Below are 22,913 nucleotides of genomic sequence, written 5' to 3'. Positions count from 1 at the left end.
TCTTCGTCGAAAAAGGTCAGAATTCGGCCCGCTGGCGGAACAAGGAAACAAGGGCGCGGGTCTGACCTGCGCAGTGTGTCTCCCGGGATTTTGGCCCGCCGTGTGCCCGCACGGAATTTGCCGCGCGGGTGGCGTTTCTCGGACCAGACCCGGCCCATCGGCCGGCGGAACCCTAAACGCCCTGCAAGGTCAGGAAAGGCGACTCGGCCCCCATCGGTCAACGCCGCGTTGCGTCTCGGCGCTGTGTCGGGGGTGTCCCGCGGCCCGGATGCATCAATTTTGTGCAGCCGGGCCGCAGCGGGCGGTCAGAGCGCGTCCAGAAAGGCGCGGGTCGCGGCACCGAGCTCGGCCAGAACTGCCGGCGCGCCGATCTCGGCGGTGCGCGCGGTCATCGGCACTTCGACCCCCAGCGCCGTTTCCGGCGGCAGGGCGGCGACAAAGGCGGCAAGGTCGATTTCGCCCGTGCCGGGGACAAGCCGCTCGACGCGGGCGGTGTGGAACAGCTCGTCCGTGGTGTAGGGCGGATGCACCGGCGCATCGCAGAGATGGGCAAAGGGCAGCCGGTTTGCCGGGATCTGTCCCAGCAGGTCGAGCGAGGAACCCGAGCGGTCGGCATGCAGGCTGTCGGCGAGGATGCCCACGCGCGGCCCGGCCTGCTGCACCATCCGCCAGCAGGCGGCAAGGTCGGGCACCACGGCCCAGGGAAAGAACTCAAGAACCGCCGACATGCCGCGCTCGGCGGCGGCCTCGTCCACCCGTCCGAGGGTTTCGGCAAGGCGGGCGAGGTCGTCGTCATAGGGCGCGGTGATGAGATGCGACGCGCCGAGCTCCGCCCCGCAGTCGAACAGGGCGCCGAGCGAGGCGATATCGGTCTCTGGCGTGATGCGCAGGAATTCGATGTCGTTGACCGCGAGGCCCGTGTCCCGGAGCGCGGCCAGCGTCTCGCGCAGGGCGGCGGGGTCGTCCATCAGCGGATGGCCGGGGGTCTCGGGGGTCACGCGCAGCAGGCGCAGGCCGACCGCATCGAACCCGGCGCGGGCCGCGGCCTCGACGAATTGCGCCGGCGGCAGGTCGACGGCCGAAAGGTGGGCAACGGAGAGGCGGCGGGTCATGGGGTCTGTCCTGATGCGTGGCACCCCGCGATGTAACCGAAGGTCATCGCCGGGCCAAGGTTGATGCCCCCGGCGGGGTAGTATCCGCCGAAGACGCTCGCCGCGTCGGTGCCCGCGGCATAGAGGCCGGGGATCGGCGCACCCGCCTCGTCCAGCACCCGGGCGCTGCCGTCGGTGGCCAGGCCGGCAAAGGTTCCGAAGCTGCCCGGCACCACCTTCACCGCGTGGAAGGGCGGGCGCAGGATCGGCGCGACATTGGGGTTGGGATGCTGCTCGGGGTCGCCCTGAAGCCGCATGTAGGGCGTGGTGCCGCGATGGAACGCCGGGTCCTCGCCGCGCGCCGCGCCGGCGTTCCACGCCTCCACGGTGCGGGTCAGCCCCTCGGGGTCGATGCCGCATTGCCGTGCGAGATCGCCGACCGTCCGGGCGGTCACGAGGTAGCCGCGCCGCGTCCACTGGCGCCAGGGCAGGGGCTGCGGGCGCACCACGCCCAGCCCGAAGCGGCGCAGGAAGCGGTGATCGCAGACCAGCCAGCTTTCGGCGGGGGCGTCGTCGGGCAGGGCGCGCAGCATGGCCTCGACGTAGTCGTGATAGCCGAGCCCCTCGTTGCAGAACCGCCGCCCGTCGGCGAGGACGCCGATCACGCCGGGTTTGCCGCGCTCGATGATGTGGGGGAACTGCGCGACGCGGCCATCGGGCCAGCGCACCGTCGACACCGGGCAGAAGGCGGCGGGGCGGGCCTGCCCGGTGGCGGTCGCGGCCCCTGCCGCCTCGGCCAGGGCCAGCCCGTCGCCGGTCGCTTCGGGCACGGCGAGGGTCAGGTGTTCGCGATCGCGCGGGAACAGCCCGGCGCGGCGCGCGGCATCGTGCGGAAAGCCGCCGCAGGCCAGCACCACGCCCCGCGCCGCGCGCAGCACCGTGCCATCCGCCAGCACCACGCCCCGCACCCCGTCCTCGCGCAGCAGGGAGGCGACGTCGGCGCCGGTGCGCAGATCCACCCCGAGGTCGAGCGCCGAACGCAACAACCGGCCCGCCAGCGCATTGCCGTTGCGCAGGTCCATGCCGCGCCGATGCAGCGCCAGGTCGCGCGCATGGCGCAGCACGCGCTTCGTGGCATGAAGGAAGGCGCGGGGCGAGCGGGTCAGCGTCATGAAGGCGCGCAGATCCGGGCCCGACTGGATCGTCATGCCGAAGAACGTCGTCTCGCGCACCGGTTTGCGCAGCAAGGCCAGCGCCGGGCCGAGGCCGCGCGCGTCAAAGGGCGCGGCGATGACGGAACGGCCGCCGGTGCCCGCACCGGGTATGTCGCCATAGGTGTCGGGGATCGCGAGGCCGCCCTCGAACTGCAGGGCCGTGTGGTCTTCGAAGAAGCGCACCATCGCGGGCGCGGCGTCGAGAAAGGCGTCCACCCGTTCGGGATCGAAGCGGTTGCCGAGCACCCCGCGAAGATAGCGGCGCGGCTCTGCCGGGTCTTCGACGATGCCCGCGCGCTGCGCCACCGGGTTGCGCGGCGACCAGATCCAGCCGCCCGACCAGGCGGTCGTGCCGCCGATCACCTCGGCCTTTTCCAGCACCACCACGCGCAGCCCGTGAAAGGCCGCCGTCACCGCCGCGGACAAACCCGCCGCGCCGGAACCGATCACGATCAGATCGCAGGTCTCTTCGGCCATGCGCCTCCCCCCCTTGCTGGCGAAAACCTGATCCCCGGCTGATGTAACGTCAATGACATGTTTTGCCGTGCGCGTAACATCATGTTAAAGGTCCGGAACAAGGAGGGGCCATGCGCGAAATCACCCTGCGCCAGATCGAGGTCATCCGGGCGGTGATGCTGCGCGGCACGATCAGCGGCGCGGCCGAGCATCTGGGCGTCTCGGCCCCCGGCATCAGCCGTCTCATCAAGCATACCGAGGAGTCGCTCGGGATGCGGCTCTTCGAACGGCGCGCCGGGCTGTTCGTCCCGGCGATCGAGGCGGGCGCGGTCTTCGACCAGGTGCGCGAGGTCTACAAGGGCGTCGAGAACCTGCAGAACGCGCTGGAATCGCTGCACAAGGGCGAGGACGTGCGGCTTGCCTTCGCCTCCGCGCCGTCGGTGGCGCAGTTCATCGCGACGCGGGCCATCCGAACCGTGCGCAAGCGCTACCCGGACCTGTTCATCGACCTCAACATCCTCAAGATCGAGGAGACCATCGACTACGTCCTGCTGGAACGCGGCGAATTCGTCATCATGTCCTCGGCCGTGCGCAATCCCGGGGTCGACAACGACCTGCTGGCCGAGGGGCGCCTCGTGGCGATCCTGCCCGAGGGGCATCCGCTGGAGGAACGGGAGGTGGTCTCGGTCCACGATCTTGCCAACGAGGATTTCATCGGCGTCGATCCCGCCGATCCCTACGGCGCCATTCTGGCCCAGCCTTTCCGCGAGGCCGGGCTGGAGATGCGCCAGACCATTCGGGGCCGCTTTGCGCAGACGGTGGTGAGCCTCGTGCGGCACGGGCTGGGGGTGGCGCTGATCGACGAATTCTCGGTTGCCGAGGTCTACATGCCCGGCGTCGTGCGCCGTCCGCTGAAGGAACAGATCCCGCTGCGAATCTACGTGGCGACGAAAAAGGGCCGGGTGCTGTCGACCTTTGCCGATTACGCGATCCAGCAGTTCCGCAAGGAGTTGGCCGGCGCGAGGCTTCACTGGACAGGTCAACTGGAGCGTGATTAACTTCAGGTTAATGCGGGCGCATTCTTGGTATTTGACGTTACGTGGTGTCACGATGCATGCTGCCCGAGGACGGTAGGGTCATGCCCTGCCGCAGGAGATCCAGGGAGGACTACCATGAAACGCTTCATTCTGGGCGCGGCTTCCGCGCTCGTTCTCGGTGCAACCGGCGCTCTGGCGCAGGATTACCCGACCAAGGAAATTCAGGGCATCATCCAGTGGGGGGCCGGCGGCTCCACCGACACGGTGATGCGCTCGGTCACGCCCCATGCCGAAGAGGTCCTGGGCGGCACGGTCGTTCTGCAGAACATGACCGGCGCGGTGGGCGCCATCGCGCTCAACTACGTGGCCGATGCGGATGCCGACGGCTACACCCTTCTCATGGGTGCCGAAAACCCGCTGCTCTACAAGGTGATGGGCCTCGGAGACAAGGATTACTCGGAATTCACCCCGATCAGCATCCTCGCCCGCGGCACGCCGATCCTCGTCGCCCGCGCCGATGCGCCCTTCGACGACTATGCCGGCATGATGGACTACATCAAGGCCAACCCCGGCGAACTGCGCCTCGGCGCGACCGGCCCCGGCGGCCTGCCGTCTGTGATCACCGGCATGATGAACACCGTCGAGGGCACGCTCGACGTGATCTCCGTGCCCTATGACGGCGACGGCCCCGCGCTTACCGCGCTTCAGGGTGGCGCCATCGACGTGATGCCCGCCGTTCTGGGGGCCGCCATCGAAGGCGTGCGCGCCGGCAAGATGAAGCCGCTGGCGATCTTCGACGTGGAAACCAACGACAAGCTGCCCGAGGCACCCATCGTCACCGCCTTCAACGAGGGCTACAACGACTTCCTGCCCTGGGGCCCGTTCTTCGGCGTCTTCGTCAAGAACGGCACGCCGGACGATGTCGTCGCCAAGCTCTCGGAGGCCTATTCCAAGGGTGCGATGAACGAGGACTTCATCAAGCTGATGGACGACCGCGGCTTCACCATGATGGCGATCAGCGGCGACGAGGCGCAGGAGTTCCTGACCACGTGGCAGCAGAACACCTCCTGGCTGCTTCAGGACGCGGGTCTGACCAAGAACTCTCCCGAAGACTTCGGCATCGCCCGTCCGGGCAAGTGATCCGACCCTTCCGGGCGGCGCCGTAACGGCGCTGCCCGACCCTGTGGCGCCGCGCGATGATGCGCGGCCCCCGGCGTTCCCGGTGAGCGGAACGCACCCCCTCACAGACACAAGGAGCGCGTCATGGACCCCGAGTTTCGCGGCGACAGCGACCATCACGACGGCACCTCCGATGCCACGCCCGGCGGTTACGACCACAAGCGGCGTCCCGGAGAGCTGGGTTTTGCCATTCTCATGCTGCTGGGCAGCCTCTACCTGCTGAAGGAAGCCTACGGGATTTCCGGGTTCGAGGCGCTGTCCGCGCCCGGCTCGGTGCCGATGGCGACGGCGGCGGTGCTGGTGATCTCGGCCGCCGTCATCGTCCTGCGCACCCTGCCGCTGCCCCGCGTGTCGGGCGAAACCCTGGCGCGGGACATCCTGCCCTGGGTCGTGGTGATCTTTGCCGTGCTGCTGGTGGGCTACGGCCTGCTGCTGAAGCCGCTCGGCTTCCTGCCGACCTCGGCGCTGTTCCTCGTCATCACCATCAAGATGCTGTCCCGGCGCAGCTGGGCCTTCACGCTCACCGTCTCGGTCGGCGCGCTCTTCATCATCTGGCTGGTCTTCCGCATCGTCTTTTCGGTGCTGATGCCCGCGGGCATCGTGCCCGAGGCCGAAGTCATCCAGATGTTCCGCAACCTGTTCTCCGGGGGGGCCTCGTGATGGATGCGGTACTTGCCTTCCTGACGGTCATCACCCAGCCCGAGCTGCTGCTTCTCGTCGGCGTGGGAACCTTTGCCGGGGTCTACATCGGCGCCATTCCGGGTCTCTCGGTCACAATGGCGGTGTCGATCCTGATCTCCTTCACCTTCTCCTGGGACGTCTATCCGGCGATCTCGCTGATGGTTGGGATCTACATGGGCGGGGTCTACGGCGGCTCGCGCACGGCGATCCTGCTCAACATCCCCGGCGCGCCCTCGGCCATCGCCACGGCGCTCGACGGCTACCCGATGGCGCAGCGCGGCGAGGCCGGGCAGGCGATCGGCGTGACCACGGTCATGTCCTTCTTCGGCGGTCTCATCGGCATCCTGGTGCTGGCGCTCGCCGCGCCCTTCGTGTCGGATTTCGCGCTGGGGTTCCAGCCGCGCGACTACATGCTGCTGGCGGTGCTCGGCATCCTGCTGGTCGGCTCGCTCTCCACCGGGAGCCTGGTCAAGGGCATCTTCGCCGGGGCGCTCGGCATCGCCATCGGCGCGGTCGGCCGCGACCCGCTGACCTTCACCGAACGCTTCACCTTCGATCTGAACTTCATGCAGTCGGGGATCAGCTTCATCGCGGTGATGATCGGCATGTTCGGCGTCTCCGAGGCGCTGCAACAGCTCCACCACGTCGATACCCCCGCCATCAAGCAGAAGATCAGCCGCATCGTGCCCTCCTTCGGCACCGTCAAGAAGTACCTGCCGCTGTCGCTGCAGACCTCGACCATCGGGGTCATCATCGGCGCGCTGCCGGGCACCGGCGGGGACATCGCGGCGCTCATGGCCTACGACCACGCCAAGCGCGTGACCAAAAAGCCCTCGCGGCCCTTCGGTCAGGGCGCGATGGAGGGTCTCGTCGCCCCCGAGACGGCGAACAACGCCGCCGTGGGCGGGGCCTTCATCCCGATGATGACGCTCGGCATTCCGGGTGACGCGGTGACCGCCATCATGATCGGCGCGCTGTTCATCCACGGCCTGAACCCCGGTCCGATGCTGATGATCGACCAGCCGGACATGTTCTGGTTCATCGTCGGCGCTCTGGTCATGGCGAACTTCTTCATGCTGATCTTCGGCCTGACGGGCATCAAGCTCTTCACCAAGATCGTCGAAATGCCGCGCGCCGTGCTGATCCCGCTCATCATGTTGCTGTCCATCGTCGGCGCCTACGCGGTCAACAACTCGATCTCGGATGTCTACTGGATGCTCGGTTTCGGTGTCTTCGGCTACTTCCTGCGCCACTACGGCTACCCGCTGGGGCCGGTGATCCTGGGCGTGATCCTGTCGCGGCTGCTGGACGACAACTGGCGCCGGGCGATCATCTCGGAACGCGAGGACCTCGGCCGGTTCTTCTGGGGCATCGTGACCTCGCCGCTGTCGCTGGTGCTCTTCGTGGCCGTGATCCTGATCTTCGCGTCCCAGACGCCGCTCTGGGGCAGGATCTTTCACCGCCGCGCGTCCGATCCGGACGGCGTCACCAACGAGGCAGGCAAATGAGCACACTGAAACTGGGGCTGATCGGGGACAACATCGCGCGCTCGCGCTCCCCTCTGCTGCACACCCTTGCGGGGCGGCAGAACGGCATCGCGGTCAGCTACGACCGCCTCGTGCCGCCCGCGCTGGCCTCGGATTTCGACACCGTCTTCGCCGGCTGTGCCGAGGGCGGATACCGGGGGATCAACATCACCTATCCCTACAAGGAAAAGGTGTTCCCCAAGCTGACCGTCACCGACCCGCTGGTCCGCGCCATCGGCGCCATCAACACGGTGATCTTCGAGGCCGACGGCCCCAAGGGTCACAACACCGACCACTCCGGCTTCATGGCGGCCTATCGCGGGGTGCGCGGCGACACCGCGCCGGGCACGGTGCTGATGATCGGCACCGGTGGGGTCGGGCGGGCGGTGGCCTTCGGGCTGCTCGGGCTCGGCGCGTCGGAACTGCGGCTGGTCGACCGTGACCGCGCCAAGGCCGAGGCGCTGGCCGAGGAACTGCGCGCCGCCGGCACCGCGCGCGTCGTCGTGATGGACGATGCCGAAGCGGCGGCCGAGGGCGCCCACGGGCTCATCAACTGCACGCCGGTCGGTATGGTCGGCTACGAGGGCACGCCGCTTGCCGCCGGGGCCATGCACGGGGCGCAATGGGTCTTCGACGCGGTCTATACCCCGGCGGACACGCAGTTCCTCAAGGATGCCGCGGCGGCGGGCCTCGCCGTCATCTCCGGCTGGGAGCTGTTCTACTGGCAGGGCGTGCATGCCTGGAAGCATTTCTCGGGCACCCCGCTCGACGAGGGGCAGCTTCGCGAGGCGCTGCTGAGCTCGGACGAGGTGGTCTGACACCGGCGCGGGCGGCGCGACGATTCAGCCTGGCTGAATCAGAACGCAGCCCGCCTGATGTTCCCGCCTGGCTGCATCGCGGGCAAACTGCACCGCAGCGCAGCACAGGGAGAGCCACATGGCCCGCGACGACAAGCTCAAGCTCGGAACCTTCGTCTATACCTTCGGCTTTCATCCCGCCGCCTGGCTGCATCCCGGCTCGGACGTGAACGGCGCCAACGACATCGCGCATCTCGCGAAGGTGGCGAAGATCTCGGAAGCGGCCAAGCTCGACTTCATGTTCTTCGCCGACAGCCCCGCCGCCGCGGTCGGCCACCCCGAGGCCCTGGCCCGCCAGCCCACCAAGATGAACCGGTTCGAGCCGATCACCGCCATCACCGCGCTGTCGATGGTGACCGAGCGGCTGGGCTTCGTCGCCACCGCCTCGACCTCCTACTACGAACCGTTCAACATCGCGCGGCTCTATGCCTCGGCGGATCACATCTCGGGCGGGCGGATGTGCTGGAACGTGGTCACTTCGGATCACGACGAAACCGGCTACAACTTCAACCGCGAGGGGCTCGACCCCCATGCCGACCGCTACGCGCGGGGCGAGGAGTTCCTCGACGTGGTGTTCGGCCTCTGGGATTCCTGGGAGGACGACGCGCTGCTGCTCGACCGCGAGGCGGGGCTCTACCACGACAAGGACAAGCTGCACACGCTGAACCACGTCGGACCGCATTTCCGCGTGCGCGGGCCGCTCAACATCGCGCGCACACCGCAGGGGCGGCCGGTGATCGCGCAGGCCGGCGGGTCGGAACGCGGCAGGGAACTGGCGGCGCGCACCGCCGAAGTGGTGTTCTCTCTCGCTTCGGACATCAACAAGAACAAGGCCTTCTATGCCGACGTGAAAGCGCGTATGGCCAAGTACGGCCGCAATCCTTCGGATCTCAAGATCATGCCGGGCATCGTCATCAACGTCGGGGAAACCCGCGCCGAGGCCGAGGCCCGCGCGCAGGAGATGGTCGACGTGATGCACCCCGAGGTCGGGCTGCTGATGCTGCAGGAGTTCCTGGAAACCGATCTGCACGGCGCCGACCTCGACGCGCCGTTCCCGATGGAGCGCATGCCCGCCCGCGCCAAGGGGTCGGTCGCGATGTTCGAGGGGGTGCGCGAATTCGTCGAACAGGGCCACACCCTGCGCGAGCTCATCACGCACTACGCCCGAGCCCATACCGGCAACGGGCTGACCGGGTCCTACATGGAGGTCGCGGATTACATGCAGGAATGGTTCGAGGCCGAGGCCGCCGACGGCTTCATCCTGATGTGTCCGACCCTGCCGTCGAGCCTCGAGGATTTCACCCGGCTGGTGGTGCCGGAACTGCGCCGCCGCGGCCTGTTCCGCGAGGAATACGAAGGGACGACGCTGCGCGAGAACCTGGGGCTGGCCTTTCCGGTCAACCGCCACGCCGCGGCGCGCGAGGCCGAGGCGGCGGAATGAGGCGCCCCGCGCCCCGGTTGTGAGCGGCGCAAAGGGCGTTAAAAGGATCTCGTGCCCCGCAAGGAAGGTAGCCCGATGACCCATCCCGCGCTCGACGCGCTCCGCAGCCGGTTCGGCGACCGCCTCGACACCGGCGCGACCCAGCGCGCGCAGCACGGCGCGGGCGACAGCTGGCATCCCGCCGCGCCGCCGGATGCGGTGCTGTTCGCCGACACCACGCAGGAGGTGTCCGAGGCGCTCGCGATCTGCAACGCCCGGGGCTTCCCGGTGATCGCCTTCGGCCACGGCTCCTCGCTCGAAGGGCAGATCCAGGCGGTGCGGGGCGGGCTCTGCATCGACCTGTCGCGGATGAACCGCATCCTGCGGGTTTCGGCGGGCGACATGGATTGCACGGTGGAATGCGGCGTCACGCGGCAGCAGCTCAACGCGGATCTGCGCGACAGCGGCCTGTTCCTGCCGGTCGACATCGGCGCCCATGCCACGATGGGGGGGCTTGCCTCGACCCGGGCCTCGGGGACGATGACGGTGCGCCACGGCACGATGCGGGACCGGGTCATCGGGCTGACCGTGGTGCTGCCGGATGGCGAGATCATCGAAACCGGGGGCAGGGCGCGCAAGTCCTCCGCCGGGTACGACCTGACCGGGCTGTTCGTCGGGGCCGAGGGCACGCTCGGCATCATCACCGAGCTGACGCTGCGTCTTTCGGGTATTCCCGAAATGGCGACGGCGGGTCTGTACAGCTTTCCCGATATTGCCGGAGCCACCGAAACGGTGATCGAGGCGCTGCAATGCGGGCTCTGCCTGAACCGGATCGAACTGCTGGACGCGCTGCAGATGCGGGCGATCAACGCCTGGAACGGCACCGCGCATCCCGAAACCGCGACGCTGATGGTCGATCTCGCCGGAAGCGCGGCGCAGGTGGCGGGCGACCTCGACACCTTCGGCGATCTCGCGGCGGCGCACGGGGCCGATGCCGTGCCCTGCGCGACGGCCGAGGACTACACCGCGCTCTGGGCGCTGCGGCACTCGGCGCTGCATGCCGCGCGCGGGCTGCGGCCGGGCTGCAAGAGCCTGTCGACCGACGTCTGTGTCCCGGTCACCGAACTGCCCGCGATCATCGCCGCCATCCAGGCCGAGATCGCCGCCGAAGGGGTGGTCGCCCCGCTGCACGGCCACGTCGGGGACGGCAATTTCCACCTTGTCATGCTGTTCGACCCGGATGACGCCGACGAGCAGGACAGGGTGCGCCGCCTCAACCACCGGCTTGTCGACATGGCGCTGGCCCATGGCGGCACCGCCACCGGCGAACACGGGGTCGGCCTCGGCAAGAAGGTCTTCATGGAGGCGCAGCACGGCCCGGCGCTGGGGCTGATGAGGCGGCTGAAGCGGGCCGTCGATCCCGGCAACATCCTCAACCCCGGCAAGATCTTCGACCTCTAGGGCGCCGCCACCCGCACGCGCGAAGCGCAGGATCGCCCCGACACGGCACCCCGGCTGCATAATTCTTGTGCAGCGGATCCGCCTTGCCGCCGGATCGTGCAGAATTCTGCGACCTCGCTCCGCAACGGCACTGACTCTTGCCCGCGGGATCATTTGTATACACAATTAGAATCGTGGACCACCGAACGCGTCCACGATCGCAAGACCACAAACGGGCCCTCAACGGGCCGCACAGGGAGATTGTCCATGCGCAAGCATTTTCTTGCCGCCCTCGCCGGGGCGGCCGTGACCCTCGGGTCCAGCCAGACCGCCCTTGCCGATGCCCTCGAGGACGTGATGGCCGCAGGCGTGCTGAAGGTCGGCACCGAGACCGCCTTTGCCCCGTTCGACTACATCGACGCGGGCACCCACACCGGCCTGAACACCGAGATCTATGCCGAGATCGGCAAGGAGATGGGCGTCGAGATCGAATGGATCACGCTCGACTGGACCGGCGTTCTGCCCGGTCTCGAAGCGGGCCGCTTCGACGTGGTCGCCGGTCCCGCCACCATCACCAAGGCGCGGATGGAACGCTACCGCTTCTCCTCGCCCATCGCCGAGGCGACGGTTGCCCTGCTGGTCGGCGCCAACAGCGACATCGCCGCGCCCGAAGAGATCGCGGGCAAGCCCGTCGGCTCCGGCACCGGCACCGCGCAGCTTGCCCAGCTTCAGGCCTACGGCGCGACGCTCGACCCGGCGCCGACCGAGTATCGCGAATACGTCTCGTTCAACGAAAGCTATGCCGACCTCGCCGCCGGCCGGATCGAGGCGGTGGCCAACTCGCTGCCCAACATCGCCTTCGTGGCCTCCCAGCGCCCCGACACCTTCAAGGTGGTGAAGCCCGCCTTCGGCACGCCGACCTATTTCGGCTTCCCCGGCCGGATCGAGCCGGAATACGCCTCGCTGATGGACCGGATCGACGAGATCCTGCTGGCGATGAAGGCCGACGGCCGCATGGCGGCGCTGCAGGAAAAGTGGTTCGGCACCACCTTCGACATGCCCGACTACATCACCGAACCCAACATCTGACGACACCGGACGGCGCGGGGGATGACCCGCGCCGCTTCCCCCGACGGGCGACCGCATGACCTGGAAGCTGTTCTCTCTGCTGCTCGAAGCCTCGCTGATGACGATCTTCGTCAGCACCATCTCGATCCTCGTGGGCCTCGGCTGCGCCATCGTCCTGTCCGGAATGCGGATGTCGGGCAACCGCTGGCTGTTCGGCGGGGCGGGGGTGTTCATCTCGTTCTTCCGGGGCGTGCCGCTGCTGGTGCAACTGCTGCTGATCTTCAACCTGCTGCCGGCCATCGGCATCACCCTGCCGAGCCTCGCCACGGCGATCATCGGGCTGTCGCTCTGCACCGCCGCCTACCAGGCCGAGAACCTGCGCGGCGGTTTCGAGGGCGTGCCCCCCGGTCTGGTCGAAAGCGCCGAGATGGCGGGCTTTTCCCGAACCCAGACCTTCATCTGGATCCGCACCCCCATCGCGCTGCGCATGACCTTTCCGGCGCTGGTGAACGAGGCGATCCTGATCCTCAAGGCGTCCTCGCTGGTCTCGGTCGTGGGGCTGATCGAGCTGACCAAGATGGCGCAGAATCTCTCGGCCTCGACCTACCAGCCGCTGCCGATCTTCGCCTCCGCCGGGGTGATCTACCTCGCGATCAATCTCGTGGTGGCCTTCGTCGGGCGGCGCGCCGAAGCGGCGCTGCCGGGACTGCCCGCCCGATGAGTTTCGATTTCGCCGTCATCCTCGCCAAGGCCCCGCAGATCCTGATGGGGCTGGGCGTCACCATCCTGATCTGGGTCGCGGGCACGCTCGCCTCGGCCGTGCTGGGGTTCCTGATCGCCACCGCGCGCCGCTTCGGCGGCCGCCCGGTCGACCTGCTGCTGCAGGTGCCGATCGAGGTGCTGCGCGGCACGCCCTTCCTCGTCCAGATCTTCCTGCTCTATTTCGGCGGGCCCTACATCGGCCTGCGGCTCGACCCGATCACCGCCGGCCTGCTCGGCATCTCGATCTACGGCGCCGCCTATTATGCCGAGATCTTCCGCGCGGGGTATCAATCCGTGCCCGTCGGCCACGTCGAGGCCGCCGAATGCGTCGGCTTCAGCCGCCAGCAGATCATCCTCCACGTGCTGCTGCCCGAGATGGCGCTGCTTGTGCTGCCGCCCTCGATCAACATGGCGGTGATCCTGCTCAAGGAAACCGCGCTGCTGTCGCTCATCACCGTGCCCGAGATGACCATGACGGTGAGCGCCATCGGCTCCCAGCAATATGCCTTCGTGGAATCCCTGGTGATCCTCGCGCTGGTCTACTGGGGGCTGGTGGAGCTGTCGAACTGGCTGGGCCGCATCGCCGAACGCAAACTCTCGAAATTGAGTGCCTGACATGACCGATCCCGCCATCCGCGTGCAACACGTCTCCAAGCAGTTCGGCGACACGGTCGTGTTGCGCGACATCTCGCTGGAGGTGCCAAAGGGCGAGGTCACCTGCCTGATCGGCCCCTCCGGGTCGGGGAAATCGACCCTTCTGCGCTGCATGGCCTTTCTCGAGGAGGCGACCAGCGGCACCATCCTGATCGAGGGCGAACCGCTCGGCTTCGTCGACGGGCCGGGCGGGCGCAAGCGCCAGACCCCGGCCGACCTGCGCCGGACGCGTTCGCGGATCGGCATGGTGTTCCAGCAGTTCAACCTGTGGCCCCACATGACCGCGCTCGGCAATGTCTCCGCCGCGCTGCGCCGGGTGCGCGGCATGGCCAAGGCGGCGGCCGAGGAACGCGCCATGGTCCAGTTGCGCAAGGTCGGGCTCGAAGAGCGCGCGCATCACTACCCCAGCCAGCTCTCGGGCGGCCAGCAGCAGCGCGTCGCCATCGCCCGGGCTCTGGCGCTGGACCCGACCATCATGCTTTTCGACGAGCCGACATCGGCGCTCGACCCGGAACTGACCGGCGAGGTGCTGAACGTCATGCGGGCGCTGGCGGACGAGGGCATGACCATGGTCGTGGTGACGCACGAGATCGGGTTCGCCGCCTCGGTCGGCAATCGGGTCGCCTTTCTGGATCACGGACGGCTGCTGTTCCACGACACGCCGGAAAAGGTCTTTGCCGCCCCGCGCGAGCCGCGTCTCGAACAGTTTCTCGACACCTATCTTGACCGCGGCGCCGCCATGCTGAAGTAACCGGGCATGAGCGGGGAGGACAGCACAGAGGCGACACGCTCGCTTCACGAGACGATCCTGACGGATCTGGAAACCCGCATCCTGTCGGGGGACTGGCCGCCGGGCCATCGCGTGCCGTCGGAACTGGAACTGGCGGAAACCTATGGCTGTTCGCGCATGACCGTGAACAAGGTGATGACCCAGCTCGCGCAGGCGGGGCTCGTGCTGCGGCGCCGCCGCGCCGGGTCGGTGGTGCTGCCGCAGCGCTCGCAGAACGCGGTTCTGGAGATCCACGACGTCAAGGAAGAGGTGCTGGCCGTCGGAGGCTGGTATCGCCACGAGATCCTCGGCCGCCGCCGCCGGACGATGGAGCCGGTCGAGGACCTGGAACCCGTGCCGGTGCCGGGGGTGGCGGTGCTCGACGTCACCTGCCTGCACACCAACGACGGCGCGCCGTTCTGCCTGGAACAGCGCCTGATCTTTCTCGACGCGGTGCCCGAGGCGCGGGACGAGGCGTTCCGCGACAAGGCGCCGGGCGTCTGGCTGCTGGCGCATGTGCCCTGGTCCGAGGCCGAGAACGAGATCGGCGCCGTCGCCGCCGATCCCGGCACCGCCGCGCGGCTGGGGCTGTCCGAGGGCGAGCCGCTGCTGACCATGACCCGGCGCACCTGGAAGAACGGCGAGCCGGTGACGGTGGCGCGGTTTTCCTATCCCGGCCGGATGCACCGGCTGAAGGCGCGCTTCACCCCGTCGCAAAGCTGACGCGATGGCCCGTCTGCCGCACCTGCGCGCCATGGAGAGTTTCGACGCGGTGGCGCGGCTCGGCTCGGTGCAGGGCGCGGCGCAGGAACTGGGCGTGACCCCCGGCGCGGTCAGCCAGCAGGTGCGGCGGCTCGAGGCGCATCTGGGCGTGACGCTGCTGGAACGCCGGGGCCGGGGGCTGGAACTGACCCGCTGGGGCGCGCTGTATCATGCGGAACTGAGCGCCGCCTTCGAGCGGCTGGCACAGGCGGAGCGACCGCTGCGCGCGGCCCTCGGCGGGGCGCCGCTGGTGGTCGCGGGTCTGCCGACCGTCGCGGCGAAATGGCTGGGGCGGGCGCTGTACGACTGGGCGCGCGACTACCCGGAGGTGCCGGTGCGCCTCGTTGCAGAGGACGGGGAACCGGATTTCGGCGCGGTCGATTTCCACATGGGCTTCGGCGCGCCGCCGTCCGACGGGCCGGGGGCGGAGCTGTTCACCGACCGCGCCGTGCCCGCCTGCGCCCCCGCGCTGGCCGCGGGCCTTGCCGCGCCTGCCGACCTCTTCGCGCGGCCCGTGCTGCGCATCGAATGGGGCGCTCGCTACGACCGTTTCACCCCGCCGGGCTGGGAGCCCTGGGCGGCGCTTCACGGCGTTCCGGTCCCGGAGCCGTCCCCGGCGATGCGCTTTGCACTGACCTCCTCGGCGATCGACGCGGCGGTCGCGGGGCAGGGCGTTGTGCTGGGGCAGGTGGCCATGATGCAGGAGGAACTCCTGACCGGCCGGTTGGTGATCCCCTTCGACCTGCGCCTGCCGCTCAGCGAACCCTATTCCCTGCGCTGGTCCCGCGCCGCGCTGGAAAAGCCCGGCGGCGGGCGCTTGCGGGACTGGCTGATCGCGCGCGGCCGCGCTCAGGCCTCGGCGCTGGAATCGGGCGCGCGGTAGAGCGCGACCGAAAGCGCGCCCTCCGCGACGGCATCGGTTTCGGCCATGTCATGCGCGGCAAGGCCCAGCGACGGGATCGGGGCGCAGGCAAAGAGGAACCGTCGCGCTGCCCCCGGAAGCGGGCCGGGGCCGATCTCGGCCCGGAACGGCGCGCGCGTCATGAGGTTCAGCGCCAGCGTCGGTGCCCCGTCGTGATGGCAGTCGCAGCCGAGGTCGCCGGAAAACCGCAGCGCGCCGTCGCCCGGCCCGCGCCGTTCGCAGCGGCCGTCCGACAGGTGCAGCGTCACCGGCGCTCCGGCGATCACGGTGAACAGGCGCGTGCAGCCCGGAAAGGGCGAAAACGGCCCGGAGCGCGCGATGATGGCCGTGCTGATGCGCCAGTCGAACCCGTCCGGCCCGGCGCCCTCGGGGGCACCGAGCACGGTGGCCGTCTCGCCTCCGCCGTTCTTCCAGGGCTGGAAGACCCGGTCGGAGGCCCGCCAGATCCGCATCAGCCGAGGATGCGCGGCAGGCGCAACCCGTTGGCGCGGGCGCACTCGATGGCCTCGGGATAGCCCGCATCCGCATGCCGCCAGACGCCGGAGGCCGGATCGTTCCACAGCACCCGCTCAAGCCGTTTGGCCGCTTCGGGCGTGCCGTCGGCGCAGATCACCACCCCGGCGTGCTGGGAAAAGCCCATGCCGACACCGCCGCCGTGGTGAATCGACACCCAGGTCGCGCCCGAGGCGGTGTTGACCAGCGCGTTGAGCAGCGGCCAGTCGGACACGGCGTCCGAGCCGTCGCGCATCGCTTCGGTTTCGCGGTTGGGCGAGGCGACGGAGCCGGAATCCAGGTGATCCCGCCCGATCACCACCGGGGCCTTCAATTCGCCCGAGGCCACCATTTCGTTGAACTTGAGGCCGGCGCGATGCCGGTCGCCAAGGCCGATCCAGCAGATCCGCGCCGGAAGCCCCTGAAAGGCGATCCGCTCCCGGGCCATGTCGAGCCAGCGGTGCAGATGCTCGTTCTCGGGGAACAGCTCCTTCATCGCCTGATCGGTCTTGTAGATATCCTCGGGATCGCCGGACAGCGCGGCCCAGCGGAACGGCCCGATCCCCTTGCAGAACAGCGGGCGGATATAGGCGGGCACGAAACCGGGGAAGGCAAAGGCAGTCTCCAGCCCCTCGTCCTTGGCGACCTGGCGGATGTTGTTGCCGTAATCCAGCGTCGGCACCCCGGCGTTCCAGAAGCCCACCATCGCCTCCACATGCGCCTTCATCGAGGCGCGGGCGGCGGCTTCGACCTCCCTCGGGGCGCTCTCCTGCTTTTCGCGCCACTCGGCCACGCTCCAGCCGGCAGGAAGATAGCCGCGATAGGGGTCATGGGCAGAGGTCTGGTCGGTCACGATATCGGGGCGGGGGCCACCGTTCTGCATCCGCTTCAGTAGTTCGGGAAAGACCTCGGCCGCATTGCCGATGAGGGCGACGGATTTCGCCTCTCCGGCCTTGGTCCAGCGGTCGATCAGGGCAAGCGCCTCGTCAAGATCGTGGGTCTTTTCATCGCAATAGCGCGTGCGGATGCGGAAATCGGCGCGGGTCTCGTCACATTCGACCGCAAGGCAGCAGGCCCCGGCCATGACCGCGGCCAGCGGCTGCGCGCCCCCCATGCCGCCAAGCCCGCCGGTAAGGATCCACTTGCCGGTGAGATCGCCGTCATAGTGCTGGCGACCGGCCTCTGCGAAGGTCTCGTAGGTGCCCTGCACGATGCCCTGCGCGCCGATGTAGATCCAGGACCCGGCGGTCATCTGGCCGTACATCATCAGGCCCTTCTTATCGAGCTCGTTGAAATGCTCCCAGGTCGCCCACTCCGGCACGAGGTTGGAGTTCGCGATCAGCACGCGGGGTGCATCCGTGTGGGTGCGGATGATGGCGATGGGCTTGCCTGACTGGACGATCAGCGTCTCGTCCGCCTCCAGATCCTTGAGGCTTTCGACGATGGTGTCGAAATCGTCCCAGGTCCGTGCCGCCCGCCCGATGCCGCCATAGACCACCAGCTCGTGCGGGTTCTCGGCCACGTCGGGGTGCAGGTTGTTCATCAGCATCCGCAGAGCCGCCTCGGTCTGCCAGCTCTTGGCATTCAGCTCGGTCCCGGTGGGCGGGAAGACATCGCGCAGGTTGTGGCGGGGATTGGTCATGGCGGATCCTTTCAGGCGAGCGATCGGGCGAGCGTGCGGGCGACGTCGATCAGGTCTTGGAGAATGGGTTCGAGGGTGGCGCGCAGGGCCTCTGCGCGGTCGGGGTCGAGCGCGAAATCCGGCTCCTCGCGGGCGAGGTGGCTGGATTGCGCCAGCTCCATCTGGATGGCGTGGATGTTGTCGCCGGGCCGACCGTAGTGGCGCGTCGTCCAACCGCCCTTGAAGCGGCCGTTCAGCACATGGGTCCGACCCGAAGCGGCGCAGCGATCGAGGACGGCGGCCTCGACGGCGGGGGCGCAGGTGGTGCCGCCATTGGTGCCGATGTTGAAATCGGGCAGGGTGCCGTCGAACAGCCACGGGATGACCGAGCGGATCGAGTGGCAATCATACAGGATCGCAACCCCGTGGATGGCCCGGACGCGCTCCATCTCGGCCTCGAGCGCGGCGTGATAGGGGCGGTGCCACGCGGCCAGACGGGCGGCGGTGTCGGCCTCGGTCGGCTCCTGTCCTTCGGTCCAGATCGGCGCGTTGTCAAAGGTGGTGAGCGGGATCAGCCCGGTGGTGGTCTGGCCGGGATAGAGCGAGGCGCCCGAGGGGTCGCGGTTGGCGTCGATCACATAGCGGTGGAAATTGGCCCGTACCGTCGTCACCCCGGGCACGAGGTCGCGGTAAAGCGCATCAATGTGCCAGTCGGTGTCGCGCAGCAGCAGCCCTTCCGGGGCCAGGCGGGCGCGGATGTCTTCGGGAAGCCAGGTTCCGGTGTGCGGGAAGGCCAGAACCAGCGGGCTGTCGCCGCGGGCGACGGTGACGGGATGCATCAGGAAACCTCCGGCAGGGATAGCGAACGGGTGAGCGCGCCGGTGGCGACGGCCTCGCCCGCGGCGGCCATGTCGGGGGCGAGATAGCGGTCGGGGCCAAGCTCCGGCACCATTTCGCGAAAGGCCGAAATAACCCCCCGCAAGGCGGGCGAGGTGGCAAGCGGCGCGCGCAGCGCGATGCCTTGCGCGCCGGTCATCGCCTCGACCCCGATGATCCAGAACAGGTTCTGCGTCATCGGAAGCAGGCGGCGCGCGCCGTGACAGGCCATGCTCACGTGGTCTTCCTGGTTGGCCGAGGTCGGGGTGCTGTCGACCGAGGCGGGATGTGCCATCTGCTTGTTTTCGCTCATCAAGGCGGCCGTCGTGACCTCCGCGATCATCAGGCCGGAATTCAGCCCCGGCTTGGGCGACAGGAACGCCGGCAGGCCGAAGTTCAGCGCCGGATCCACAAGCAATGCAATGCGCCGCTGCGCGATGGCGCCGATCTCGGCCACGGCGAGGGCGATCTGGTCGGCGGCAAAGGCCACGGGTTCGGCGTGGAAATTCCCGCCCGAGACGATGGAGCCGTCCGACAACACCAGCGGGTTGTCGGTTGCGGCATTGGCCTCGATTTCGAGCGTGCGCGCGGTCTGGCGCAGCAGGTCGAGGCAGGCGCCGCCGACCTGCGGATGGCAGCGGATGCAATAGGGGTCCTGTACACGCTCGTCGCCCTCGCGGTGGCTGTCGCGGATCTGCGATCCGTCGAGCAGGGCGCGCAGGGCGGCGGCGACGTCGATCTGACCGCGATGGCCGCGCAGGTCGTGGATCTCGGCGGCAAAGGGCGCGGTGGAGCCCATCGCCGCATCGGTCGACAGCGCGCCGGTGACGATGCTTGCCTGCAAGGCGCGCTCGGCGCGGAACAGTCCCGCCAGCGCCAGCGCGGTCGACACCTGCGTGCCGTTGATGAGGGCCAGCCCCTCCTTCGCGATCAGCGCGACGGGGGCCAGCCCGGCGCGTTCCAGCGCCTCGGCGGAGGGCATGCGCCGACCGTCGAGGGTCGCTTCGCCCTCTCCGATCATGGTGGCGGCCATGTGGGCGAGCGGGGCAAGGTCGCCGGAGGCTCCGACCGAGCCCTTTTCCGGGATCACCGGCAGCACGCCCTTGTCCAGCATCGCCTCGAGCAGCGCCACGAGGCCCGGCCGCACGCCCGAGGCGCCGCGCCCGAGCGACATCAGTTTCAGCACCATGACGAGGCGCACGATTTCCGGTGGCAGCGGATCGCCGACCCCGCAGCAATGGGACAGGATCAGGTTGCGCTGCAGCGTGGCGACATCGGCCGGCGCGATGCGGATGGAGGCGAGTTTGCCGAAGCCCGTATTGATGCCGTAGACCGGTTCGGTCCCGGCCGCGACCTCGGCCACGCGGGCGCAGGCGGCTTCGATGCCCGGCATCGCGGCAGGGTCGAGCCGTACGGCGTCCCCCTGCCAGTAGATTGCCGCGAGCTCGCGCAGCGTGACCGTGCCGGGGGTGAGGGTGATCATGCGATCTCTCCCTTGAAGACGCGCCATTTCAACGGGTTGAAGCCGATCCGATTGACGAGGAGCGCGGCGCTCCCCGCGTTCCACAGGGCGAAGTCCGCAGAGAGACCGGGCGCGATGCGCCCCGCCTCCTGTCCCAGCCCCAGCGCGGTCGCGGCATGGCCTGTGACCCCGGAGAGGCATTCCGGCACGGTGAGGCGGAACAGGGTCGCCCCCATGTTCATCGTCAGCAGCAGCGAGGTCACCGGCGAGGTGCCGGGGTTGCAATCAGTGGCGAGGGCCATCGGAACCCCCATTTCGCGAAAGGCCGAAATGGGCGGCACCTGCGTTTCGCGCAGGGTGTAGAACGCCCCCGGCAGCAGCACGGCCACGGTGCCGGAGGCCGCCATCGCGGCGGCATCCTCGGCCGTCGCATATTCCACGTGATCGACCGACAGCGCGCCGTGACGCGCCGCCATCAGCGTGCCGCCCGAACGGGTGAGCTGTTCGGCATGAAGCTTGACCGGAATTCCCAGCGCCTTTGCATGGGCGAACAAGGGCTCAAGCTCCTCCACCGAAAAGGCGATCCCCTCGCAGAAGGCATCGACCGCATCGACCAGCCCCTCGGCCCGGGCAAGGTCGAGCCCGGCGATGGCAACCTCGCGGATGTAATCCTCGGCGCGGTCCCTGTAGGCGGGGGGCAGTGCATGGGCGGCAAGCCAGGTGGTGACGATGCGCACCGGGCGGCATTCGGCCAGACGGCGGGCGGCGCGCAGCATGTTCAGCTCGGCCTCGATATCCAGCCCGTAGCCCGATTTGACCTCGACCGTGCAGACACCTTCGGCCAGCAGGTGATCGAGCCGGGGCAGGGCGGCGGACACCAGATCGTCGACCGACAGGGCTCGCGTCGCCGCCATGGTCGCGGCGATCCCGCCGCCTTCGCGCGCGATCTGCTCGTAGCTCGCACCTTCGAGCCGCAGCTCGAATTCCCGCGACCGTTCGCCGCCGAAGACGATGTGCGTGTGGCAGTCGATCAGGCCCGGCGTCATCAGCGCGCCGCCGCAATCGACGATCTCGGCCCGCGCGCGGTCGAGGGCGGGACCGACGGCTAGAATGCGCCCGTCCCCGGTCAGCACGTCCAGCGCCTCGGGGGAGACACCTGCTTCTCCGGTGATCACCTGCGCATTTGTCCAGAGCTTTCGCATCGTCGCCTCTTTCGTCGGGAGTCGAATAAGTATATACATATTGCCAGCGGCTCACGAAAGCCAAAAATCGCAAGTCTCGGGAGAGATGCCATGCAGCTTCACGCAAACCGGGCGCTGTTGCCCGATGGTTGGGCAGAGAACGTGCTCGTGACCCTCGAGGGCGGGCGGATCGCGCGGGTCGAGCGCGGCGCGGCGCCCGCGGGCATCCGGACGGACACGCTGATTCCCGGCACCGGAAACCTGCACAGCCATGCCTTCCAGCGCGGTTTTGCCGGTCTGACCGAGGCACGCGGACCGGGGCGCGACAGCTTCTGGACCTGGCGCGAGATGATGTACCGCTTTGCGCTGCAGCTCGATCCGGACGGCGCGCAGGCGATTGCCGAAATGGCCTATGTGGAGATGCTGGAGGCGGGCTACACCCGGGTGGGCGAGTTCCACTACCTGCATCACGACCGCGACGGCCGCCCCTATGCCGACCCGGCAGAGATGTCGTCGCGCATCTTCGCGGCCGCGGCCGAGACCGGCATCGCGCTGACCCACCTGCCGGTATTCTACGCCCACGGCGGCTTCGGCCCCGTTGCGGCGACCGAGGGGCAGCGCCGCTTTCTGCACGGGCGCGAGGCCTTTCTCGACCTGGTCGCGCGGTGCGATGCGATGGCCCGGCCCGGCGACGTGGTCGGCTACGCGCCGCATTCCCTGCGGGCGGCGGATGCGGCGGATCTTGCCGCGCTGGCGCAGGCGCTGCCGGGGCGCAAGGTGCATATCCACGTGGCCGAGCAGGTGAAGGAGGTCGAGGATTGCCGCGCCTTCTGCGGCCGCCGCCCGGTGGAGCGGCTGTTCGACACCGCCGAGGTCGGCCCGGACTGGTGTCTGATCCATGCCACCCATCTCACCGCGGACGAAGCGGCGCTGATCGCGGCCTCAGGCGCGGTGGTCGGCCTTTGCCCGGTGACCGAGGCCGATCTCGGCGACGGAGTCTTTCCGGCACCGGACTTTTTGGCGCAGGGCGGGCGGTTCGGTGTCGGCACCGACAGCAATGTCCGCATCGACCTTGCCGAAGAGTTGCGCATCCTCGAATACGGGCAGCGCCTGACCCGGCGCGAACGCAACGTGATGGCGGCCGAGCCCGGCTCGACCGCTACGCAGATGGCCCGGCGGGCACGGGACGGCGCGGCGCAGGCGCTGGGGGCGGGCGCGCGGATCGAGGCGGGATCGTCCGCGGATCTGGTGGCGCTGGCCGATCCGCTCGACCTCGGGAGCGATGGCGCGCAGACGCTGGACCGCTGGGTGTTCGGACCGGACATCCGGGTCGCGGATGTCTGGGTCGGGGGCCGCCACCTCGTGCGCGAGGGGCGCCACATTGCCCGCGACGGCATCGGGTCGCGCTTCGCCCGGGTGGTGCGCGGGGTGCTCGCGGGCTGA

At 68.9% G+C, this 22,913-nt stretch carries 21 protein-coding genes and 1 riboswitch; of the genes, 14 read left to right on the top strand and 7 right to left on the bottom strand.

Annotation, left to right across the window (positions count from 1 at the left end; genetic code table 11):
• Window positions 1-77: 77 nt before the first annotated feature.
• A riboswitch (guanidine-I (ykkC/yxkD leader) is annotated at window positions 78-187 on the bottom strand.
• Window positions 188-305: 118 nt separating this feature from the next.
• Both ACN0RJ_RS09790 and ACN0RJ_RS09785 read right to left on the bottom strand, forming a co-directional pair.
• Window positions 306-1,112, bottom strand: coding sequence for a sugar phosphate isomerase/epimerase family protein (locus tag ACN0RJ_RS09790; protein ID WP_417724135.1), 807 nt, complete (start codon window positions 1,110-1,112; stop codon window positions 306-308).
• Window positions 1,109-2,782, bottom strand: coding sequence for an FAD-dependent oxidoreductase (locus ACN0RJ_RS09785; protein WP_417719115.1), 1,674 nt, complete (start codon window positions 2,780-2,782; stop codon window positions 1,109-1,111). The genes ACN0RJ_RS09790 and ACN0RJ_RS09785 overlap by 4 nt, the downstream gene beginning before the upstream one ends.
• Window positions 2,783-2,892: 110 nt before the next feature.
• Between ACN0RJ_RS09785 and ACN0RJ_RS09780 the strand changes: the two genes are divergently transcribed.
• The 13 genes from ACN0RJ_RS09780 (at window position 2,893) to ACN0RJ_RS09720 (ending at window position 15,799) form a co-directional block, all read left to right on the top strand.
• Complete coding sequence (locus ACN0RJ_RS09780) at window positions 2,893-3,819, top strand: LysR family transcriptional regulator (RefSeq protein WP_417719116.1); 927 nt, start codon at window positions 2,893-2,895, stop codon at window positions 3,817-3,819.
• Window positions 3,820-3,933: 114 nt separating this feature from the next.
• Window positions 3,934-4,938 carry a Bug family tripartite tricarboxylate transporter substrate binding protein gene (locus tag ACN0RJ_RS09775; protein ID WP_417719117.1) on the top strand — a complete coding sequence of 335 codons (1,005 nt, stop codon included), beginning with the start codon at window positions 3,934-3,936 and terminating at the stop codon, window positions 4,936-4,938.
• 123 nt (window positions 4,939-5,061) lie between these two features.
• Entirely contained in the window at window positions 5,062-5,637 is a 576-nt protein-coding gene (locus tag ACN0RJ_RS09770) for a tripartite tricarboxylate transporter TctB family protein (RefSeq protein ID WP_417719118.1), read from the top strand.
• Window positions 5,637-7,166, top strand: a complete 1,530-nt coding sequence (locus ACN0RJ_RS09765; protein ID WP_417719119.1) for a tripartite tricarboxylate transporter permease — start codon at window positions 5,637-5,639, stop codon at window positions 7,164-7,166. The genes ACN0RJ_RS09770 and ACN0RJ_RS09765 overlap by 1 nt, the downstream gene beginning before the upstream one ends.
• On the top strand, window positions 7,163-8,002 hold the full coding sequence (locus ACN0RJ_RS09760) for a shikimate dehydrogenase family protein (protein ID WP_417724134.1): 840 nt from the start codon (window positions 7,163-7,165) through the stop codon (window positions 8,000-8,002). Before ACN0RJ_RS09765 ends, ACN0RJ_RS09760 begins: the two co-directional genes overlap by 4 nt.
• 118 nt (window positions 8,003-8,120) lie before the next feature.
• Entirely contained in the window at window positions 8,121-9,482 is a 1,362-nt protein-coding gene (locus ACN0RJ_RS09755) for an LLM class flavin-dependent oxidoreductase (RefSeq protein ID WP_417724133.1), read from the top strand.
• A gap of 75 nt (window positions 9,483-9,557) precedes the next feature.
• Window positions 9,558-10,922, top strand: a complete 1,365-nt coding sequence (locus ACN0RJ_RS09750; protein WP_417724132.1) for an FAD-binding oxidoreductase — start codon at window positions 9,558-9,560, stop codon at window positions 10,920-10,922.
• Window positions 10,923-11,168: 246 nt separating this feature from the next.
• Window positions 11,169-11,990: a transporter substrate-binding domain-containing protein gene (locus ACN0RJ_RS09745; RefSeq protein ID WP_417719123.1), complete on the top strand. Its 822-nt coding sequence runs from the start codon at window positions 11,169-11,171 to the stop codon at window positions 11,988-11,990.
• A gap of 55 nt (window positions 11,991-12,045) precedes the next feature.
• Entirely contained in the window at window positions 12,046-12,690 is a 645-nt protein-coding gene (locus ACN0RJ_RS09740) for an amino acid ABC transporter permease (protein ID WP_417719124.1), read from the top strand.
• Window positions 12,687-13,346, top strand: coding sequence for an amino acid ABC transporter permease (locus ACN0RJ_RS09735; RefSeq protein ID WP_417719125.1), 660 nt, complete (start codon window positions 12,687-12,689; stop codon window positions 13,344-13,346). The genes ACN0RJ_RS09740 and ACN0RJ_RS09735 overlap by 4 nt, the downstream gene beginning before the upstream one ends.
• 1 nt (window position 13,347) lies before the next feature.
• Window positions 13,348-14,136, top strand: coding sequence for an amino acid ABC transporter ATP-binding protein (locus ACN0RJ_RS09730; RefSeq protein WP_417719126.1), 789 nt, complete (start codon window positions 13,348-13,350; stop codon window positions 14,134-14,136).
• Between the two features lie 6 nt (window positions 14,137-14,142).
• A complete protein-coding gene (locus ACN0RJ_RS09725) occupies window positions 14,143-14,877 on the top strand; it encodes a UTRA domain-containing protein (protein WP_417719127.1) in 735 nt (244 codons plus the stop codon).
• A 4-nt stretch (window positions 14,878-14,881) separates the two neighbouring features.
• The gene (locus ACN0RJ_RS09720) at window positions 14,882-15,799 is read left to right on the top strand and encodes a LysR family transcriptional regulator (RefSeq protein WP_417724131.1); all 918 of its coding nucleotides are present in this window, start codon (window positions 14,882-14,884) and stop codon (window positions 15,797-15,799) included.
• Here the strand turns inward: ACN0RJ_RS09720 and ACN0RJ_RS09715 are convergent.
• Genes ACN0RJ_RS09715 through hutI form a run of 5 tightly spaced genes read right to left on the bottom strand, consistent with a single transcriptional unit; the run spans window position 15,766 to window position 21,491 of the window.
• Window positions 15,766-16,290: a HutD family protein gene (locus ACN0RJ_RS09715; RefSeq protein ID WP_417724130.1), complete on the bottom strand. Its 525-nt coding sequence runs from the start codon at window positions 16,288-16,290 to the stop codon at window positions 15,766-15,768. The two genes, ACN0RJ_RS09720 and ACN0RJ_RS09715, sit on opposite strands and share 34 nt — an antisense overlap.
• The gene (gene hutU, locus ACN0RJ_RS09710; protein WP_417724129.1) at window positions 16,290-17,972 is read right to left on the bottom strand and encodes a urocanate hydratase; all 1,683 of its coding nucleotides are present in this window, start codon (window positions 17,970-17,972) and stop codon (window positions 16,290-16,292) included. Before hutU ends, ACN0RJ_RS09715 begins: the two co-directional genes overlap by 1 nt.
• Before the next feature lie 11 nt (window positions 17,973-17,983).
• The gene (gene hutG / locus ACN0RJ_RS09705; protein ID WP_417724128.1) at window positions 17,984-18,790 is read right to left on the bottom strand and encodes an N-formylglutamate deformylase; all 807 of its coding nucleotides are present in this window, start codon (window positions 18,788-18,790) and stop codon (window positions 17,984-17,986) included.
• On the bottom strand, window positions 18,790-20,310 hold the full coding sequence (hutH, locus tag ACN0RJ_RS09700) for a histidine ammonia-lyase (protein ID WP_417724127.1): 1,521 nt from the start codon (window positions 20,308-20,310) through the stop codon (window positions 18,790-18,792). Before hutH ends, hutG begins: the two co-directional genes overlap by 1 nt.
• The gene (gene hutI / locus ACN0RJ_RS09695) at window positions 20,307-21,491 is read right to left on the bottom strand and encodes an imidazolonepropionase (protein ID WP_417724126.1); all 1,185 of its coding nucleotides are present in this window, start codon (window positions 21,489-21,491) and stop codon (window positions 20,307-20,309) included. Before hutI ends, hutH begins: the two co-directional genes overlap by 4 nt.
• Window positions 21,492-21,581: 90 nt before the next feature.
• Between hutI and ACN0RJ_RS09690 the strand changes: the two genes are divergently transcribed.
• Window positions 21,582-22,913 carry a formimidoylglutamate deiminase gene (locus ACN0RJ_RS09690; protein ID WP_417724125.1) on the top strand — a complete coding sequence of 444 codons (1,332 nt, stop codon included), beginning with the start codon at window positions 21,582-21,584 and terminating at the stop codon, window positions 22,911-22,913.

It is taken from the genome of Salipiger sp. (assembly GCF_048261495.1).
Taxonomy (GTDB): domain Bacteria; phylum Pseudomonadota; class Alphaproteobacteria; order Rhodobacterales; family Rhodobacteraceae; genus Salipiger.
This window is presented reverse-complemented; position numbering and strand designations above follow the sequence as displayed.

What these genes read in the sequence shown, in the direction of transcription:
- hutH (WP_417724127.1), bottom strand. Translation starts at nt 20,310, where the DNA reads ATGATCACCCTCACCCCCGGCACGGTCACGCTGCGCGAGCTCGCGGCA.
- ACN0RJ_RS09770 (WP_417719118.1), top strand. Translation starts at nt 5,062, where the DNA reads ATGGACCCCGAGTTTCGCGGCGACAGCGACCATCACGACGGCACCTCC.
- ACN0RJ_RS09740 (WP_417719124.1), top strand. Translation starts at nt 12,046, where the DNA reads ATGACCTGGAAGCTGTTCTCTCTGCTGCTCGAAGCCTCGCTGATGACG.
- hutI (WP_417724126.1), bottom strand. Translation starts at nt 21,491, where the DNA reads ATGCGAAAGCTCTGGACAAATGCGCAGGTGATCACCGGAGAAGCAGGT.
- ACN0RJ_RS09780 (WP_417719116.1), top strand. Translation starts at nt 2,893, where the DNA reads ATGCGCGAAATCACCCTGCGCCAGATCGAGGTCATCCGGGCGGTGATG.
- ACN0RJ_RS09730 (WP_417719126.1), top strand. Translation starts at nt 13,348, where the DNA reads ATGACCGATCCCGCCATCCGCGTGCAACACGTCTCCAAGCAGTTCGGC.
- hutG (WP_417724128.1), bottom strand. Translation starts at nt 18,790, where the DNA reads ATGCATCCCGTCACCGTCGCCCGCGGCGACAGCCCGCTGGTTCTGGCC.
- ACN0RJ_RS09790 (WP_417724135.1), bottom strand. Translation starts at nt 1,112, where the DNA reads ATGACCCGCCGCCTCTCCGTTGCCCACCTTTCGGCCGTCGACCTGCCG.
- hutU (WP_417724129.1), bottom strand. Translation starts at nt 17,972, where the DNA reads ATGACCAATCCCCGCCACAACCTGCGCGATGTCTTCCCGCCCACCGGG.
- ACN0RJ_RS09785 (WP_417719115.1), bottom strand. Translation starts at nt 2,782, where the DNA reads ATGGCCGAAGAGACCTGCGATCTGATCGTGATCGGTTCCGGCGCGGCG.
- ACN0RJ_RS09720 (WP_417724131.1), top strand. Translation starts at nt 14,882, where the DNA reads ATGGCCCGTCTGCCGCACCTGCGCGCCATGGAGAGTTTCGACGCGGTG.
- ACN0RJ_RS09775 (WP_417719117.1), top strand. Translation starts at nt 3,934, where the DNA reads ATGAAACGCTTCATTCTGGGCGCGGCTTCCGCGCTCGTTCTCGGTGCA.
- ACN0RJ_RS09755 (WP_417724133.1), top strand. Translation starts at nt 8,121, where the DNA reads ATGGCCCGCGACGACAAGCTCAAGCTCGGAACCTTCGTCTATACCTTC.
- ACN0RJ_RS09715 (WP_417724130.1), bottom strand. Translation starts at nt 16,290, where the DNA reads ATGCGGATCTGGCGGGCCTCCGACCGGGTCTTCCAGCCCTGGAAGAAC.
- ACN0RJ_RS09765 (WP_417719119.1), top strand. Translation starts at nt 5,637, where the DNA reads ATGGATGCGGTACTTGCCTTCCTGACGGTCATCACCCAGCCCGAGCTG.
- ACN0RJ_RS09750 (WP_417724132.1), top strand. Translation starts at nt 9,558, where the DNA reads ATGACCCATCCCGCGCTCGACGCGCTCCGCAGCCGGTTCGGCGACCGC.
- ACN0RJ_RS09760 (WP_417724134.1), top strand. Translation starts at nt 7,163, where the DNA reads ATGAGCACACTGAAACTGGGGCTGATCGGGGACAACATCGCGCGCTCG.
- ACN0RJ_RS09725 (WP_417719127.1), top strand. Translation starts at nt 14,143, where the DNA reads ATGAGCGGGGAGGACAGCACAGAGGCGACACGCTCGCTTCACGAGACG.
- ACN0RJ_RS09735 (WP_417719125.1), top strand. Translation starts at nt 12,687, where the DNA reads ATGAGTTTCGATTTCGCCGTCATCCTCGCCAAGGCCCCGCAGATCCTG.
- ACN0RJ_RS09745 (WP_417719123.1), top strand. Translation starts at nt 11,169, where the DNA reads ATGCGCAAGCATTTTCTTGCCGCCCTCGCCGGGGCGGCCGTGACCCTC.
- ACN0RJ_RS09690 (WP_417724125.1), top strand. Translation starts at nt 21,582, where the DNA reads ATGCAGCTTCACGCAAACCGGGCGCTGTTGCCCGATGGTTGGGCAGAG.